We start from the raw sequence: 16,758 nt of genomic DNA, 5'->3' as shown, positions 1-16,758 counted from the left end.
GGGCACCCGAGGCGCGCCCGGACGCATGATCGGAACCTCCACGTCACGCTCCGGTTAGGCTGCGGTCATGCCAGGCACGGTCGGGCGAGTCCCCACGCCATCAGCCCCCGTCCCGGGAGCACCTGCGGGCTCCGGCGCCAGCAGCGGCGGCGCGGCGGCCGCCGTGCTCGCCCACCCGTGGGCGGGCACCCCGCTCGGCCCGCCCGAGGCATGGGGCCCGGCGCTACGCGCCGTGGTCGACCTGGTCCTCGCCTCGCCGGTGCCGATGGCCCTGCTCTACGGCGACGATCTGGTGCTGCTCTACAACGACGGGTACGCCGAGCTGATCGGCGCCCGGCACCCGACGGCGCTCGGCCGGCCGGCCGCCGAGGTCTTCGCGGACATCTGGCACGAGCCGGGCAACGGCGACGTGCTCGAGCGGGCGTACCGGCAGGGCGAGTCCTTCCTCGAACGGGAGGCGATGCTGCCCGCCGACCCGCACCTCGTCGGCGCGGCCGAGCCGGCGGTGTTCACCCGGGGCCACTCCCCCGTACGCGACAGCGCCGGCCGGATCATCGGCGTGCTCACCGTCGCCGCGCAGACCACCCAGCTCACCCAGCAGTTGCAGAGCCTGAGCGACTTCGCCGCCGCGCTGTCCGGCACTCTCACCCTCGACGACGTCGCCCGGGTCACCCTCGGGTACGCCATCGAATCGTTCGACGCCGACCGGGTCGACTTCACCGTCGACGAGGGCGGCAACTGGCGGCTGGTCCGGCGGATCCGCGGCGAACTGCTCGACGAGGCCGACGAGCGGCTACCGCCGCTGTGGCGGCGCGCCCCCGCCGACTCCTCGGCGCCGATGGTGGTCACCGCCCGCAGCGGCGTGCCCTTCTACACCAGCGACGGCCAGCCGCTGCGGGACATCGCGGTGGACCGGCACGACCAGAAGATCCGGGCGCTGGCCGCACTGCCGCTGCGTTCCTCAGTGGTCCGTGGCGCGCTGTCGGTCGGCTACCAGGCGCCGCACACCTGGTCCCCCGCCGAGCGGGCGCTGCTGACCGCCTCCGCGGAGCTGGTCGGCCAGGCGGCCGAGCGGGCCCGCCGGTTCGAGACCCAGCACGGCACCGCTCAGCTCCTGCAACGCAGCATGCTCCCGGAACAGCTACCCGACCTGCCCCGGCTGCGCATCGCCGCCCGGTACGACCCGGGCGTCGACGGCAACGCCGCCGGCGGCGACTTCTACGACGCCTTCCTGCTGCCCACCGGCGCACTGGGGGTGGTCCTCGGCGACGTGGCCGGGCACGACGTGCAGGCCGCCGCCCGAATGGGGCAGGTGCGGGCCGCCCTGCGGGCGCTCGCGCTCACCGACCCCCGCCCGGACGCGGTGCTCGGCGGGCTGGACCGGTTGGTGTCCAGCCTGGGCGCCGAGGCCGGCACGCAGGAGCTCTTCGTGACCGTGGCCTTCGGCGTCATCGAGGCGGACCGGGAGCGGATCACGTTGGCCAGCGCCGGCCACCCCGCCCCGCTGATCCGGCGCTGCTCGCCGACCGGCGAGCCCACCGCCGAGTACGTCGACGTGCCGCCCGGCGCCCCGTTGGGACTCGGCTGCCGGCCCCGGACGGCCACCGTGCCGTTCCGCCCCGGAGACACCCTGCTGCTGTTCAGCGACGGGGTGGTGGAGCGGCGCTGGCAGGACCTGACCAGCGGGCTGTCCGGGCTGGCCCGGGCGGTCACCGCGGCCGGCAGCGGCGACCCACGGGCGCTGTGCGCGGTGGCCACCGCCGCCGTACCGGGGGCCACCGAGGACGACGTCGCGGTGCTGGCGGTGGAGCACGCGGTGAAGCCGAGCCGGTCGGCCAGCATGGAGGTGCCGGCGGAGCCGACCGCACCGAGCCGGGTGCGGCACTGGATGACCGCGCAGCTGTCCGAGTGGCGGGTGCCGGAGGCGGTGGTGGGCGCGGCGGTGCTGTGCACCAGCGAGCTGACCACCAACGCGCTGCTGCACGCCGGCACGGCCGCCCGGGTGGAGATCGACCTCAGCGCGGAACGGCTGCTGGTGTCGGTCGCCGACTCGGGCACCCGCGGCACGGTGACCCGGGCGCAGACGGACACGCTGAGCAGCCGGGGCCGCGGCCTGGGGCTGATCGAGGAGCTGAGCGACGCCTGGGGCACCGACCCGACGGTCCGCGGCTCGACGGTCTGGTTCGAGATCCTCATCCCCGTCGGGTGAGTCGCGCGTCGGCGCGCGCCGGGGCGGGTAGAAGGGAAGCCATGCCTACCGACAACCGCTGCGGCGTCCTCTTCGACGTGGACGGGACCCTGGTCGACACCACCTATCTGCACACGGTGAGCTGGTGGGAGGCGCTGCGCCAGGCCGATCACCGGGTGCCCATGGCGCTGATCCACCGATCGATCGGCATGGGCTCGGACAAGCTGCTCGACCATCTGCTCGGTCCGGAACGCGACCGGGACGGCGACGGCAAGCTGCGTGACGCGCACGACAGCCTGTACGCCGAGTACTGGGAGCGGTTGGCCCCGCTGCCCCGCGCCGCGGAGCTGCTGCGGGCCTGCGCGGCGCGCGGGTTGCGGGTGGTGCTGGCCACCTCGGCCGCCGAGCACGAGGTGGGCGCGCTGCGCGCCGTCCTCGACGCCGACGACGTGATCGACACCGTCACCTCCTCGGCGGACGCGGAGGAGAGCAAGCCGGCGCCGGACATCCTGGAGGCCGCGCTGGCGCAGTCCGGGCTCACCCCGGACCGGGTGGTCTTCGTCGGCGACTCGGTCTGGGACGTCGCCGCCGCCGGCAAGCTGAAGATCCCCTGCATCGGGCTGACCTGCGGCGGCACCAGCCGGGCCGAGCTGGCCGGCGCCGGTGCGGTGGCCGTCTACGACGACCCGGCCGCGCTGCTCGACGGCCTCGGCGAAAGCGCCGTCGCCGGCCTCCGCTGAGCCCGCGCGCCCGCCCGGTCACGGGCACGGTGGGCTGACGCGTGACCCGCCTCACGTGAGGACAAGCCGGACACCGACGCATAGCCGGCGGCAGGAGGGGGCACTGGTGACCACCTACCCGCGCCGCGGGTGGCGGGAAGGGTGGTGCTGTGGAACCGGTGGACGTCGCGTTCGCGCTGGTGGGTGTGGGCGCGCTGCTGGCTGGCGTCCTGCCGCGGGTGCTGGAGCGGCGCCCGCTGTCCATGCCGATCGCCTTCCTCGGCCTCGGCATGCTGGTCTTCCTGCTGCCGACCGGGCTGCCCACGCCGGACCCGCTGCGCTGGCCCGAGCTCACCACCCATCTCACCGAGGTCGGGGTGATCGTGGCGCTGATGGGCGCCGGCCTGAAGATCGACCGGCCGCTGAGCTGGGCACGCTGGTCGTCGACCTGGCGGCTGCTGGCGATCGCGATGCCGCTGTGCATCGCGGCGGTGGCGCTGCTGGGCTGGTGGTGGGCCGGGCTGGTACCGGCGGCGGCGCTGCTGCTGGGCGCCGCGCTCGCCCCCACCGATCCGGTGCTCGCCGCCGACGTGCAGGTGGGTGAGCCGACCGACGTGGAGGACTCCGAGGACGAGGTGCGCTTCGCGCTCACCTCGGAGGCCGGCCTGAACGACGGCCTGGCGTTCCCGTTCGTGTACGCCGCCATCGCGATCGCCACCACCAGCCTCGCCCCGGCGGACTGGCTGGCCCACTGGTTCACCGTCGACGTGCTCTACAAACTCGCCGTCGGCGTCGGGGGTGGGCTGCTCATCGGCTGGCTGCTCGGCAAGCTCTTCTTCCGGGCGCCGAGCGAGCTGCGACTGGCTCGGCACGCCGAGGGCTTCCTCGCGCTGGCCGCCACCTTCCTGGCGTACGGGCTGGTGGAGGTGGTCGGCGGGTACGGCTTCCTGGCGGTCTTCGTGGCCGCCCGGGCGATCCGGGCCGCCGAGCGGACCCACGAGTTCCACTCGGTGCTGCACGACTTCGCCGAGCAGATCGAGCGGCTGCTGACCGTGCTGTTGCTGCTGCTGTTCGGCGGCGCGGTGATCGGTGGCCTGCTCGCCCCGCTGACCTGGCCGGCGGCAATGGTCGGGCTGTCGCTCGTCTTCGTGATCCGGCCACTGACCGGCTGGCTGTCGCTGCGCGGGGCGCCCGGCAGACCGGCCGAGCACTGGGTGATCGCGCTCTTCGGCATCCGGGGGGTTGGCTCGTTCTACTACCTGGCGTACGCCACCAGCAGGACCGACTTCCCGCAGGCCGAGTTGATCTGGGCCACGGTCGGCCTGGTGGTGATCGTCTCGGTGGTGGTGCACGGGATCGCGGCCACCCCGGTCATGCAGCTGCTGGACCGGGCGGGCGAGCGGACCCGCGACCCGTCCGAGCGGGGCCGCGAGAAGGAACCCGCGCTGGGCTGATCCGGGCCGCCGGTCAGCCGCCGAGCCGGCCGACCAGTGCCCGGCCGAGGTCCCGCCCGGAGCGCCAGGCGCTCTGCACCCGCGGCTTGCCGAAGGCGTCCCCGGCGAGGCCGATCCCGTCGTCGTCCAGGTGGTACGTCCCGTCCCCGCCCGCGGTGGGCTTCGCGTACGTCCAGCGGTGCACGTGCACCAGCTCGGCCGGCTCGGGCAGGCCCAACAGGTCCCGCACCGCCTGCTCGATGGCCGGGCCGGCGGCGGTGGGCTGCAACAGGTGACCGGCGGCGAACTCCGCGGTGGTGTGCGCGACCAGCACCGGCGCGGCGTCCCCCCGCCGGTCCCCGTCGTCGCAGATCAGGCCGAGCACCGGGTGCTCGTTGACGAAGGCGCCCCGGAAGTCGGACCACCGGCGCTGCGGGAAGCGCAGCACGGCGGCCAGCGCCGGGGACCACTGCTGGGCCGTCACCGCCCCGGTTGCCGCGGCGAGCGCCGGGTCGAGCAGCAGGGCCGCCTGCGGACCCGGCATGGCCAGCGCGACCGCGGTGCAGTCCCGGCCGTCGACCCGTGGGCCGGGCTCGACCGAGAGCACCAGCCAATCATGCGTCACGGGCAGCTCCCGGGCCAGGTGCTCGACCAGCGACCGCAGTCCGCGCGGGGCGGACCAGCGGGTCGACCCGGACAGCTCACGCCGGCCGTCCGGCCCGTACGCGACCAGGGTGTCGGTCCATTCCCGGGCCAGCCCGGCCGCCCGCCACTCCTCGGCCACGCCGGCGAAGTCGGGGTGGCTGACGGTGAAGTAGGCGGCGCCGAGGTCGGCGGGTCGGCCGTCGAAGCGCCTGCTCGCCATCCGCCCGCCGGTCACCCTGGCCCGCTCGCGGACCTGCACCGGGATGCCCGCCCGGGCCAGCTCGGCGGCGCACGCCACCCCGGCGATTCCGGCGCCGACCACCACCACGCCCGTCCGGTCCGCTGTCACCCGGTGATCGTATGCGGCCCGGGCGGCGGGCGGCATGAAGCGCACGGACCGGGGGTACTGGCACAGGTGTTCGAGGAGAGGTGATCGAGATGACCGACCGCGACAGCGGCAAGCCCAACCCGCAGGCGGCTATCAAGGACCCGGACGAGTGGGTGACCGGCGAGGAGCCGCCGACCGCCGCCCAGGAGTCGTACCTGCACACCCTCGCCCGGGAGGCCGGCGAGGAGGTGCCGGAGGGGCTGACCAAGGCGGAGGCGTCCCGCCGGATCGACGAGCTCCAGGCGGAGACCGGGCGCGGGCAGTAGTCAGCGCGGGGGCAGGCGGTGCAGCTCGACCTCGTCGAGCCGCCCCGCCGCCACCCGCGCGGTCAGATAGGTCGCGTGCGGCTGGGCCCGCCGGTCGGTCGGTGAGCCCGGGTTGAGCAGCCGCAGCCCGCCCGGAGCGACGCTGTCCCACGGGATGTGGGAGTGCCCGAAGACCAGCAGGTCGCAGTCGGGGAAGCGGGCCGCGCAGCGCTCCTCGCGGCGGGTCTTCGGCCCCGTCTCGTGCACCACCGCCACCCGCAGCCCGGCGAGTTCGACCCGGGCCACCTCGGGCAGCCGGGCGCGCAGGTCCGGGCCGTCGTTGTTGCCGTACACGGCGACCAGCCGCCTGGCCCGCGCGGTCAGCGCGTCCAGCAGCGACACGTCCACCCAGTCCCCGGCGTGCAGCACCACGTCGGCGGCGTCGATCGCGGCCCACAGCGGGGCCGGCAGGTCGCGTGCGCGCTTCGGTACGTGGGTGTCGGCGGTGATCACCAACTGCATCCCCCGATCCTGCCCGCTGCGGCCCGCGCTGTCCCGGCGGACCCGCCGGCACAAGCCGCCACCGCGAGCGCCCGCGGCCGTGGCTACCCGGCGCGGCGGGCGGCACACCACCACCGGGCCCGTCATCGGCGTCGGCATCGGCCGGCCCGGCGGTGTTACCCGCCGACGGCGGCGGGAACGCGACGGGTCGACGAAGGAGGATGCTCATGACCAGACCCTCGACGCCGACCGCGGCCTGGCGACCCGGGATGCCGGGTGGCGACAACCTCCCGTCCGGTCCGGCCGGCCGACCGGCGGCGCCCAGCGGGGACGGGCACGGTCCACAGACGGGCCCGCCGACCGTGACGATCGGCACGTACCCGGACTATCCGTCCGCACAGCGGGTGGTGGACTATCTGGCCGACAACCGGTTCCCGGTGGAACGCAGCGCGATCGTCGGCACGAACCTGACCCTGGTGGAGACGGTGATGGGCCGGATGACCACGGGCCGGGCCGCCCTGATCGGCGCGGGCACCGGCGCCTGGTTCGGGCTCTTCATCGGGTTGCTCTTCGGCATCTTCACCGCCGGCAACTGGGTGGCGGTGATCCTGGTCGGGCTGGTGATCGGCGCGATCTGGGGGGCCGTGTTCGGCGCGGTGGCGCACGCCATGACGGGCGGCCAGCGGGACTTCACCTCGGCCAGTTCGCTGCGGGCCAGCCAGTACGCGGTGATCGTGGACGTCGACCTGGCCGATCAGGCACGGCAGCTGCTCGGCCGGATGCACCTGACGCCGACGGGCGCGACCGCCCGCTGACCGCACCGCCTGACGCCCCGGCGCCCCGCCGCGCCGGGGCGTCAGCCGTGGTACGCCAGCTCGCCGGCCCGGATCGGCACGTCCACCCGGTTCTCCGGCGGGGCGAGCGGGCAGGCCCACCGATCGTCGTAGGCGCAGCTGGGGTTGTAGAGGTAGTTGGCGTCGAGCCGGACCCGCCGGTCGGGCAGCACCGTCAGTCCCCGGCCGAAGGTGCCCTTGACCGTGTCGGTCAGGTAGCGGCCGCCGCCGTAGCTCTCACTGCCGCAGCTCCCGTCGCGCAGCGGCACGAACAGCCCGCCGCCGTACGCCTCGATCCACCAGAGGGTCAGCGGACCCCACGGGGTGTCGGCGATCGCCACCCGCCGGTAGCGCACCACCCCGTCCGGGCCACCGGTGTCGATGCTCTCGGTGCCGGAGGCGGGACGCAGCGGCGCCTCGACCACGGCGTCGGGGTTCGCCGGGTGGTAGCGCAGCCCGGCGAAGCCGGGCCGGTCCTCGACCGGCAGCGGGCTCTGCGGGTGCCGGCGGAACAGTTCGTCCCGTTCCGCCCGGAATCCGGCCAGGTCGAGGCCGGAGAGGTGGAGCCGGGCGATCCGCTCCCGCCAGTCGAGCAGTTCGAGATCGTCCATCCCCCGAGCCTAGCCAGCGGCGGGCCGCCGCCACCCGGCTCCCGGAGACTCGTTCTTTCAAATTCTTAGATCCGGTCCGACCGGCGCCTTGATGAGCGCCAAGTCACGCTCAGCGGTCCTTCTTTGAAATTTTAAGTAGTGCTACTCTCGGACCCGTGACCGAGAGCCTGGACCCCGAGCGGATGGCTTGCTGGCGCGCCTACATCGAGGCGAGCCAGCGGTTGTTCACCCAGATCGAGGAAGACCTCCGCGCGGACGGGCTGAGCTTCGCCGACTACCACGTGCTGGTGCTGCTCTCCGAGGCGCCACGGCAGCGACTGCGGATGGGTGAGCTGGCCAGCCGGCTGGTCTTCTCGCCCAGCCGGCTGACGTACCAGATCTCGGCCATGCAGCGGCGCGGCCTGGTCACCCGGCAGTCCTGCCCGGACGACCGCCGGGGCAGCGAGGCGGTGCTCACCGCCGCCGGCCTGCTCGCCCTCCGCGACGCCGCGCCGCACCACCTGGCGTCGGTGCGCACCCACCTCATGGACGATCTCGACGACGCCGAGGTCGCCTGCCTCACCCGGGTCTTCGAGCGGCTCGGCCGGCGCCTGCACGCCGCCCGCGACGCGTCGTCCACCCCGGCCGACAACTAAGGAGCCCGAGATGCCCGCCATCACCGTCGACGACGTCCTCGTCCTGCCCCGGCTGCCCCGGCTCGACGAGTCGACCAGCTTCCGGCCGGTCCGCCGACTGACCACCGCGCCCAGCGGCTTCGAGGGCGAGGGCTTCCCGGTCCGCCGGGCCTTCGCCGGCGTCCCGCTAACCGAGCTGGACCCGTTCATCCACCTCGACCAGATGGGCGAGGTGGACTACGCCCCGGGCGAGCCGAAGGGCACCCCGTGGCACCCGCACCGCGGCTTCGAGACGGTGACCTACATGATCGACGGGATCATGGACCACCAGGACTCGCAGGGCGGCGGCGGCACCATCACCGACGGCGACACCCAGTGGATGACCGCCGGCAGCGGCCTGCTGCACATCGAGGCGCCGCCGGAGCACCTGGTCACCAGCGGCGGCCTCTTCCACGGCCTCCAGCTCTGGGTCAACCTGCCCAAGGTGGCCAAGATGAACCCGCCGCGTTACCAGGACATCCGCGGCCGGGAGTCGGCGCTGATCACCACCCCGGACGGCGGCGCGCTGATCCGGGTGATCGCCGGTGAGGTCGCCGGGCACCGCGGCCCGGGCTCGACCCACACCCCGATCACCATCGCGCACGTGACGCTGCAGCCCGGCGCGGAGCTGAGCCTGCCCTGGCGGCCGGACTTCAACGCGCTGGTCTACGTGCTGGCCGGCCGGGGCACCGTCGGCACCGACAAGCGCCCCATCCACATCGGCCAGCTCGCCGTGCACGGCGCGGGCGACGCGCTGCGGATGACCGCCGACGCGAAGCAGGACGCCAACACCCCGGCCCTGGAGCTCTACCTCATGGGCGGTCAGCCCATCCGGGAGCCGGTGGCGCACTACGGCCCGTTCGTGATGAACACCCGCGACGAGCTGGTCCAGGCGTTCGAGGACTTCCAGGCCGGCAAGCTCGGCGTGATCCCCGCCGAGCGCCTGCCGCACACCGGCGGCCAGGGCCCGCGTCCCTGATCGACCCGAACGAGATGGGCGTCCCGGTTCCGCCGGGGCGCCCATCTGCCGATCGGGAGTTGGTGACCGTCGGGCGCTCAGGACACGGCAAAGATGCCGGCCACCCCGAGGATCACCATCAGCAAGACCGCCACCACCGCGCCCCGTTCGCTCTCGACCGCGGGCTCGCGGTACTCGGTCACGGCGTTCGTCGTCTCGGCGGGCATGCTGCGGCCTCCTGGGTTGTCTCGGTCCGTGGTGCGGCGGCCACCACGCCGGGCTCCGAAGGGGCGGCCGGCGTGCGTACCCGTCGCAGGGGTCCTACCGTGAGGACGTTGTCGACCTCGGGGGGCTGGAACATGGCGATGAGCGACTGGTTCCTCACCGCGCAGGAACGTGCCAACCCGGTGTCTGAGTTACCCGTCTGGACGACGGGAAACCTCGCCGAACCGGTGATTCACGGCGCGGCGTACTTCGACCGGCTGGTCAGCGAGGTCGAGGCGCTGAGGGCCGGCGACCACCTGTTCTTCACCGACTGGCGGGGCGACCCGGACCAGCGGATGCGCCCGGACGGCCCGACGGTGGTGCAGCTCTTCGCGCAGGCCGCCCAGCGCGGCGTGGTGGTCAAGGGGTTGATCTGGCGGTCCCACCTCGACGCGCTCTCCTACAGCGAGGCGGAGAACCGCGACCTCAGCGAGGCGATCTGCGCGGCCGGCGGCGAGGTGCTGCTGGACCAGCGCGTCCGGCGCGGCGGCTCGCATCACCAGAAACTCGTGGTGCTGCGCCACCCGGGCGCCCCGGAGCGGGACATCGCCTTCGTCGGCGGGATCGACCTGTGCCACAGCCGGCGCGACGACGCCGAGCACCGGGGGGATCCGCAGGCCGTGGCCATGTCCGCGCGGTACGGCGCGCACCCGCCCTGGCACGACGTCCAGCTCGCGGTCCGCGGCCCGGTGGTCGGCGCACTCGACACGACGTTCCGCGAGCGGTGGACCGACCCGATGCCGCTGGACTCGGAGAATCCGCTGGCCTACCTGCGGGACCGGCTGCGCGGCGCGGACCTGAGCCCCGACCCGCTGCCCGACCAGCCGGCCGATCCCCCGCCCTGCGGCCCGCACCAGATCCAGGTGCTGCGCACCTACCCGGCGGTACGCCCGCGCTACTCGTTCGCCCCCGACGGCGAGCGGACGGTGGCCCGCGGCTACACCAAGGCGGTCCGCCGGGCCCGCCGGCTGATCTACCTGGAGGACCAGTACCTCTGGTCGACCGAGGTGGCCGAGCTGTTCGCGACGGCGCTGCGGGAGCAGCCGGACCTGCACCTGGTCGCCGTGGTGCCGCGCCACCCGGACGTGGACGGCCGGCTCGCGCTGCCGCCGAACATGGTGGGCCGGGAGCAGGCGCTCTCGCTCTGCCAGCAGGCGGCCCGGGACCGGGTGCACGTCTTCGACGTGGAGAACCACGAGGGCACCCCGGTCTACGTGCACGCCAAGGTCTGCGTGGTCGACGACGTCTGGGCCAGCGTGGGCAGCGACAACTTCAACCGCCGCTCCTGGACGCACGACAGCGAGCTGTCCTGCGCGGTGCTGGACGAGACCCGGGACGAGCGGGCGCCGGTCGACCCGGCCGGGCTCGGCGACGGCGCCCGGGTCTTCGCCCGGGACCTGCGGCTGCGACTGTGGCGCGAGCACCTGGACCGGGACCCCGACGGCGGCGAGGACGGCGACCTGCTGGACCCGGCCGCGGCCGTCGCGGCGATCAGCACCGCGGCCGACGCGTTGCAACGCTGGCACGATGCGGGCCGGGTCGGCCCTCGCCCGCCGGGCCGGCTGCGCCCGCACCAGCCGGAGCGGTTGCCCTGGCGTACCCGGATCTGGGCGCTGCCCGCGTACCGGCTGGTCTACGACCCGGACGGCAGGCCGCTGCGGGCCCGGCGGGCCGGCACCTGGTGAACCGGCGCGGCCTCGGCGGTCGGCGGCTCGTCGAGGGCGTGCGGCCCGGCCGGGTACGCGAACGACACCCGCGGGGAGTAGAAGCCCCAGCCGATGGTGAGCGGATTCGCCGGGCGTAGCGGGTAGACCGGGTGGTCGGGGTCGAGGAACTCCACCGACTCGATCTCGAACGGGCTCACCGGCTCGGCCACGTACGGGTAGTCGGCGCTGGTCAGTTCCCCGCCGCACCCGGTGAGGTAGCGGTGGTGGCCGCTGCGCACCTCGTGTCCGGTGTGACCGACCCGGGCCACGGTCCGGATGATCGGCCGGCCGTCGACGCGGGTCTCGGCCGTGAGCTGCCCGCCGCGCACGGTGAGGACGGTCTGCCCGGCCGCCGCCGGCACGCCCCGGGCAGCGGCGTACTGCCGGACCACGGGGCTGGAGGCGAGGTAGTGGCTCCACCACCCGCCCGGGGTGTCGCCGTCCGGCGGGTTCATGCCCACCAGCGAGAGGCCCAGGTAGGTCAGCGAGTACGCCCCGAAGCCCGAGGTCTGGCACTCGTCGTCGACCACGTACTGGCACAGGAAGACCTGGCGGTCCGAACGGGCCTGCAAGCCGGCCGGCAGGATCGCCGCGACCGCGTCGGGGTCCGCCGGCAGCCAGCTGAACTGGAGCACCCGGGCGTTGACGACGAGTTGCGGAGCGGCGGGATCGAGCACAGTGCCTCCGTAGACGTGTACTCAGGGACGCTACGGGCGGTCCCGCCGACGGGACAACGACGGAAAGCCGACAATGCGAACCGTTTGTCGGTTTCTTGGTTGACCGGTCGATGGGAGCGGTGGGCCGAGTGGTCACCACCGCGGCGCGTCCGGCGGCGGCGGATCGGGCGGGTGGCCCGGTAATCGTGATCACAAAGCCCCGGCGTTATGTCGGTTCCTGGCGTTTCCTGTCGGAAAATTACTTAAGCACATCGTACTTTCGGCTAGATTTCCCCGGACCGATCAGGCTAAGGTGAGTCCCGAACGGACCACTTGAAGCTAAACCAAAGCGTCACGTCTTTTGTCCGCGGACGAGGTGCAGGGAGGACCACCCATGACCGCGCCAACGATCAGCGAGCAGGCGACCACACCGCCGTCCACCACCGAGAAGCTGGACCCGCGCGCACTCACCGACAGCGCCGCGGACCTGCTCAACGCGATGGCCGCGCTGCCCGCGAATCACCCGTCCCGCGCCGCGATGCGCGACAAGGCGATCGAGGCCTGGCTGCCGCTCGCCAACCACCTGGCCCACCGCTACAGCGGCCGCGGCGAGCCCACCGACGACCTGGCGCAGACCGCCGCCGTCGGCCTGATCAAGGCGATCGACAAGTTCGACCCCTCCCGGGGCGTCGACTTCGCCGGTTACGCCATCCCGACCATCATCGGCGAGCTCAAGCGGCACTTCCGCGACCGCACCTGGGACATCCGGGTGCCGCGTCGCCTCCAGGAGCTGCGGCTGGCCATCTCCGACGCCAACAGCACCCTGCTGCAGACCCTCGGCCGCTCCCCGACCGTCGCGGACATCGCCGCCCACCTCACGCTGACCGAGGAAGAGGTCCTGGAGGGCCTGGAGGGCGCCCGCGCCTACAACGCGGTGTCGCTGTCCACCCCGACCGGCGACGGCGACCGGGCCACCGAGCTGGGCGACATGCTCGGCGGCGAGGACGGCGAGTTCGAGCTGGCCGAGCTCCGGGTCGCCCTCGGCCCGGCGCTGGCCACCCTCGACGAGCGCGAGCAGAAGATCCTCACGCTGCGCTTCTACGGCAACCTGACCCAGTCCCAGATCGCCGAGCAGATCGGCGTCTCGCAGATGCACGTGTCCCGGCTGCTGGCCCGGGCGCTGACGAAGCTGCGCGGGCAGCTCGACGGAACGTACTAAGGGGGGTGGGAGACGTTGGCCGGGTCGGCGGGCCCGGCCAACGTCGCGTCCACGGGCCCGGTCGGCGGTGCGCCGGCCGGGCCTTTCCGTGCGCTCAGCGCAGCACCAGCAGGTCCATCGTGTCGACCACCGGCACGTCCGGCGTCCCTGCGGCCGCCGCGCGCATCCGCCGCACCCCCCGCGCGTAGTCGGCGTCGTCGAGCAGCAGCAGCGGGGTGTGCGCCGACCGACGCAGCCCGTCCGCGGCCGTCCGCAGCGACGGGGCACTCACCTGTGGCACCGGCTCCAGCGCCACCGGCGCGAAGCCGGCCGGCTCGAACGCCGCGCAGACCTCCGCCACCGAGGGATAGCTCGCCACCACCCGCAGCGCCTCCGGGAACCACCGGAACAGGCTGATCCCGCCGGCCCGCCCGGGGAACACCGAGCGGATCAGTACCGGCGCGCCGGCGCGCAGCGTCCGGCGCAGCTCGGCGGCGACCGCCGGCAGGTCCGGCAGGTGGTGGATCACCGTGGAGAGCCAGGCGCCGTCCAGGCTGGCCGCCGCGAGAGGCAGGGCCGCCGCGTCGCCGCCGACCATCGCCTCGTACCCGGCGCGGGCCCGCATGGCCGCCGACGGCTCGACCGCCACCACGTCGAGGCCGTACCAGGCCCGGAAGGCGGCCGCCCAGGTGGCGGTGCCGGCCCCGAGGTCGAGCACCCGGGCGCCGGCGGTGGTGGGCAGATGCCGCGCGACCGCCGCCCGCCAGCTCGTCAGCCCGTCGGTGGCCAGGTGCCGGGTGGCCGCGAAGGCGGCGGCGCTGCGGTCGTCGTACGCGATGCGGGCCATGCCGCCAGCCAACGCGGCGCCGCGCACGCCGGTCAAGGTGAGAAGGCCGACAGCGACCCCCGGTAGGGACACCGGGGGCCGCCGCCCGCCGTCAGCCCCGCGGCTCCCGCCACATCGGGTGGAACGCCGCGCCGTCCGGCAGCCGGAACGGCTCGGCGGCCCGGTAGCCGTGCCGGCCGTACAGTTCCCGGCTGCGCTCGCTGCTCGCCTCCAGGTAGCCGGGCAGGCCCTCGGCGTCGAGCACCGCGTGGTGGTGCCGCAGCAGCGCGCTGCCCAGCCCCCGCCCCTGCCACTGCGGCGCGACCGCCAGGAACACCAGGTGGTGGTGGTCGCCGTGCGGATGGTGCGCCTCGAACAGCTCGTCGAGGTGCTGGAACCGGGGCGTCCACTCACCGCAGGCGGCGGCGAGCCGGGCGTCGTAGTCGGCCGGCGGCGGGGCCGGCTCGCCGGTCTGCGGGAGCCACACGGCGACCGCCGCAAGGTCCGGGGTGCCGTGCACGATCCCGTGCCGCATCGCGTGCTCGACCAGGATCTCGAAGTTGTCGGCGAGCAACGCCTCCCGCTTCGCCTCGTCCGGCACCAGCCAGCGGGTGACGGCGAGGACGTGGAACGCGCCGGCGATCCGCTCGGCGACCGCTCGGGTCTCGCCCGGGCCCAGCCGCTCGATCGGCACCTCGGTCATCACGGCACCTCCACGCCGACCGGCGTCGGTTCGCCGGCCGGGCGGGGCGCGTCGGCGACCGCGCTGTCCGCGCCGAGCCCGATCCGGGCGTACACGTCGGGTCGGTTGCCGCGCAGCGCCAGCCCCCAGAGCAGCCCGAGCAGCGCCGCGACCGGGTAGACCGCCGGGATCACCCAGCGCAGCGGAGAGTCCGGGGCGACGCCGAGCAGGATGGCGAAGTTGTCCACCGCGATCACGATGATCGCGGTCAGCGCGACCGCCGCGAGGCCGGGGGCGATCGCCCGCCGCCACAGCGTCTCCGGCGTCCGGGTCCGGGCGAAGAAGGCGATCACCGCGACCGAGGTGGTGGCGATCAGCAGCAGCACGCCGAACCCGCCGCCGGTACCGCCCCAGAAGAACAGCTGCACCAGTGGGTCCCAGCCGGCGACGGCGTAGAGCACGATCACCACCAGCCCGAGGACGCTCTGCGCCAGCGAGGCGACCCGGGGCGCGCCGGTGAGCGGGGAGGTCTGCCCGAACAGCGCCGGCAGCACCCGCTCACGGCCGAGCGCGAAGGCGTACCGCGCGGTGGTGTTGTGGAACGCGATCATCGCCGCCAGCAGTGAGGTGAGGAAGAGCGCCTGGCCGACGGTCACCGCGGTGTCGCCGAGGTGCGCGCCGGCGAGGCTGAAGATCAGCCCCGTGCTCTGCTCCCGGGACTCGTCGACGATCCGGTCCGGCCCGGTGGCGACGGTCATCGTCCAGGCCGAGAAGGCGTACAGCCCGGCGATGATGGCCACCGACAGGTAGGTGGCCCGCGGGACGGTCCGCTGCGGGTCCCTGCTCTCCTCGCTGAACACCACCGCCGACTCGAAGCCGGTGAAGCCGGTGGTGGCCAGCACCAGGATCGCGCCGACCCCCGGCACCAGCAGGTTGTCCGGCGAGAGGGTGGCGAAGCTGACCGACCCGCCGGCGGGGTGGGTGAGCTGCGCCAGGTCGAAGACGACGATGACCAGGATCTCGGCGACCAGCAGCACGGCCAGCACCAGCCCGTTCACGTCGACCCGGAGCAGGCCCAGCACGGCGACCAGAGCCCAGGCCACCAGCGCCACCACCCACCAGGCGGGCGAGCCGCCGAAGAGCTGCTGGAGCACCGGCTCGGCGGCGGCGCCGATCGCGCCGTAGAGCCCCACCTGGAGCGCGTTGTACGCGATCAGCGCGACCCAGGCCGCGCCCACCCCGGCCGGCCGGCCGAGCCCGCGGGCGATGTACGCGTAGAACGCGCCGGCGTTGGCCAACCGGCGGGCCATCGCCACGTAGCCGACCGAGAAGAGGGCGAGCACCGCGGCGACCACGAGGAACGCCAGCGGGATGCCGGTGACGCCGGTGACCGCGTACCCGGTGGTGACCACGCCGGCCACCACGGTCAGCGGGGCGGCGGCGGAGAGCACGAAGAAGACGACCGCCGGCACGCCGAGCCGACCGCGGGCCAGGGCCTCGGAGACGTTGCTGGGGCGTTCGACGGGGGCAGAAGGGGGCATGGGGGACGCTCCGGTTCGGGGCAGGGATGGGGGGTGACCGGGAGGTCAGGGGTTGCCGCGCAGCACCGCGGCGCCGACGGCGGCCTCGGTGTGCCCGACCAGTTCCTTCAGCGGGGCCGGGAGCGCCGGGAGGAGCACGCTCAGCCGGTGGTGGGCCAGGGGCCCGGCGCTCCAGAGCACCTCGCGGGTGAGACCGGTGGCGGAGACCAGGCCGAGCAGCAGGGCGTCCGGCACGGTGGGGGGATCCGGGCGCTCCAGCAGGGTCCGCAGCCGGGTCGCCGGCCAGGCCGTCGCGTTGAGGTCGACCGGCAGGTAGCTCAGGCTGGTGCGCAGCAGGCGGCGGGTCTCCTGCCGGCGCAACACCCCGGCCCGGGCCAGCCGCTCGCCGACGGAGGTGACGCCGGTGCGGGCCAGGAAGCTGAGCCAGGTTCGGATCGCCTGGTGCTGGGGCTCTCCGATGAGCTGGTCGAGCACGGTGTGCGCGAGCGCGTCGGCGGGCGGCCGGCGGTCCAGCACGATGACCAGTCCATCCGAGACGGTGATCCGTCCGGAGAGGATCAGCTCGCCGAGCAGCCCGGCCGCGAGTCCCAGCCCGGCCGCCGCCGGGTGGAGTCTGGCCTTGCCCCGACTGTCGTTGTGGGCGATCAGGAAGAACTCGTCAGCGATGAGCAAACGAGCCTCCAGACTGTCCACAAGTGATCCGCACCGGAC

General features: G+C 74.2%; 18 protein-coding genes. 9 read left to right on the top strand and 9 right to left on the bottom strand.

Annotation, left to right across the window (positions count from 1 at the left end; genetic code table 11):
- The first annotated feature begins 67 nt into the window (after nt 1-67).
- The 3 genes from I8N68_RS11605 (at nt 68) to I8N68_RS11595 (ending at nt 4,361) form a co-directional block, all read left to right on the top strand.
- The gene (locus I8N68_RS11605; protein ID WP_200209922.1) at nt 68-2,209 is read left to right on the top strand and encodes an ATP-binding SpoIIE family protein phosphatase; all 2,142 of its coding nucleotides are present in this window, start codon (nt 68-70) and stop codon (nt 2,207-2,209) included.
- Between the two features lie 41 nt (nt 2,210-2,250).
- A complete protein-coding gene (locus I8N68_RS11600) occupies nt 2,251-2,928 on the top strand; it encodes an HAD family hydrolase (protein ID WP_200209921.1) in 678 nt (225 codons plus the stop codon).
- A gap of 149 nt (nt 2,929-3,077) precedes the next feature.
- Nucleotides 3,078-4,361: a cation:proton antiporter gene (locus tag I8N68_RS11595; RefSeq protein ID WP_200209920.1), complete on the top strand. Its 1,284-nt coding sequence runs from the start codon at nt 3,078-3,080 to the stop codon at nt 4,359-4,361.
- 13 nt (nt 4,362-4,374) lie between these two features.
- Here I8N68_RS11595 and I8N68_RS11590 read toward each other — a convergent pair whose 3' ends face one another.
- Entirely contained in the window at nt 4,375-5,313 is a 939-nt protein-coding gene (locus tag I8N68_RS11590; protein ID WP_200210105.1) for an NAD(P)/FAD-dependent oxidoreductase, read from the bottom strand.
- 110 nt (nt 5,314-5,423) lie between these two features.
- Between I8N68_RS11590 and I8N68_RS11585 the strand changes: the two genes are divergently transcribed.
- Entirely contained in the window at nt 5,424-5,639 is a 216-nt protein-coding gene (locus tag I8N68_RS11585) for a DUF3072 domain-containing protein (protein WP_200209919.1), read from the top strand.
- Here I8N68_RS11585 and I8N68_RS11580 read toward each other — a convergent pair whose 3' ends face one another.
- On the bottom strand, nt 5,640-6,140 hold the full coding sequence (locus I8N68_RS11580) for a metallophosphoesterase family protein (protein WP_200209918.1): 501 nt from the start codon (nt 6,138-6,140) through the stop codon (nt 5,640-5,642).
- Nucleotides 6,141-6,346: 206 nt separating this feature from the next.
- Here I8N68_RS11580 and I8N68_RS11575 point away from each other — a divergent pair, with 206 nt between their 5' ends.
- Nucleotides 6,347-6,934: a general stress protein gene (locus I8N68_RS11575; RefSeq protein ID WP_200209917.1), complete on the top strand. Its 588-nt coding sequence runs from the start codon at nt 6,347-6,349 to the stop codon at nt 6,932-6,934.
- 41 nt (nt 6,935-6,975) lie between these two features.
- Here I8N68_RS11575 and I8N68_RS11570 read toward each other — a convergent pair whose 3' ends face one another.
- A complete protein-coding gene (locus I8N68_RS11570) occupies nt 6,976-7,563 on the bottom strand; it encodes a DUF1684 domain-containing protein (protein ID WP_200209916.1) in 588 nt (195 codons plus the stop codon).
- Between the two features lie 155 nt (nt 7,564-7,718).
- Between I8N68_RS11570 and I8N68_RS11565 the strand changes: the two genes are divergently transcribed.
- Nucleotides 7,719-8,198 carry a MarR family winged helix-turn-helix transcriptional regulator gene (locus I8N68_RS11565; RefSeq protein ID WP_200209915.1) on the top strand — a complete coding sequence of 160 codons (480 nt, stop codon included), beginning with the start codon at nt 7,719-7,721 and terminating at the stop codon, nt 8,196-8,198.
- 10 nt (nt 8,199-8,208) lie between these two features.
- On the top strand, nt 8,209-9,195 hold the full coding sequence (locus I8N68_RS11560; protein WP_200209914.1) for a pirin family protein: 987 nt from the start codon (nt 8,209-8,211) through the stop codon (nt 9,193-9,195).
- A gap of 77 nt (nt 9,196-9,272) precedes the next feature.
- On the opposite strand, the gene I8N68_RS33595 is transcribed toward I8N68_RS11560, so the two are convergent.
- A complete protein-coding gene (locus I8N68_RS33595; RefSeq protein ID WP_255543862.1) occupies nt 9,273-9,401 on the bottom strand; it encodes a hypothetical protein in 129 nt (42 codons plus the stop codon).
- A 132-nt stretch (nt 9,402-9,533) separates the two neighbouring features.
- Between I8N68_RS33595 and I8N68_RS11555 the strand changes: the two genes are divergently transcribed.
- Complete coding sequence (locus tag I8N68_RS11555) at nt 9,534-11,123, top strand: phospholipase D family protein (protein ID WP_200210104.1); 1,590 nt, start codon at nt 9,534-9,536, stop codon at nt 11,121-11,123.
- Here the strand turns inward: I8N68_RS11555 and I8N68_RS11550 are convergent.
- Entirely contained in the window at nt 11,072-11,821 is a 750-nt protein-coding gene (locus I8N68_RS11550) for a hypothetical protein (protein WP_200209913.1), read from the bottom strand. The genes I8N68_RS11555 and I8N68_RS11550 overlap by 52 nt on opposite strands.
- Nucleotides 11,822-12,194: 373 nt before the next feature.
- Here I8N68_RS11550 and I8N68_RS11545 point away from each other — a divergent pair, with 373 nt between their 5' ends.
- Entirely contained in the window at nt 12,195-13,019 is an 825-nt protein-coding gene (locus I8N68_RS11545) for a SigB/SigF/SigG family RNA polymerase sigma factor (RefSeq protein WP_200209912.1), read from the top strand.
- 94 nt (nt 13,020-13,113) lie between these two features.
- On the opposite strand, the gene I8N68_RS11540 is transcribed toward I8N68_RS11545, so the two are convergent.
- From I8N68_RS11540 to I8N68_RS11525, 4 genes are all read right to left on the bottom strand, one after another.
- The gene (locus I8N68_RS11540; protein ID WP_200210103.1) at nt 13,114-13,845 is read right to left on the bottom strand and encodes a class I SAM-dependent methyltransferase; all 732 of its coding nucleotides are present in this window, start codon (nt 13,843-13,845) and stop codon (nt 13,114-13,116) included.
- 91 nt (nt 13,846-13,936) lie between these two features.
- A complete protein-coding gene (locus I8N68_RS11535; RefSeq protein WP_200209911.1) occupies nt 13,937-14,527 on the bottom strand; it encodes a GNAT family N-acetyltransferase in 591 nt (196 codons plus the stop codon).
- Complete coding sequence (locus I8N68_RS11530) at nt 14,527-16,047, bottom strand: APC family permease (protein WP_200209910.1); 1,521 nt, start codon at nt 16,045-16,047, stop codon at nt 14,527-14,529. Before I8N68_RS11530 ends, I8N68_RS11535 begins: the two co-directional genes overlap by 1 nt.
- A gap of 45 nt (nt 16,048-16,092) precedes the next feature.
- Nucleotides 16,093-16,719, bottom strand: coding sequence for a GOLPH3/VPS74 family protein (locus I8N68_RS11525; RefSeq protein WP_200209909.1), 627 nt, complete (start codon nt 16,717-16,719; stop codon nt 16,093-16,095).
- Between the last annotated feature and the right edge of the window lie 39 nt (nt 16,720-16,758).

It is taken from the genome of Micromonospora coerulea (genome assembly GCF_016598485.1).
In the GTDB taxonomy this organism is placed as follows: domain Bacteria; phylum Actinomycetota; class Actinomycetes; order Mycobacteriales; family Micromonosporaceae; genus Micromonospora; species Micromonospora coerulea.
Note: the sequence above shows the minus strand (reverse complement) of the source record. Positions and strands in the feature narration are given on the sequence as shown.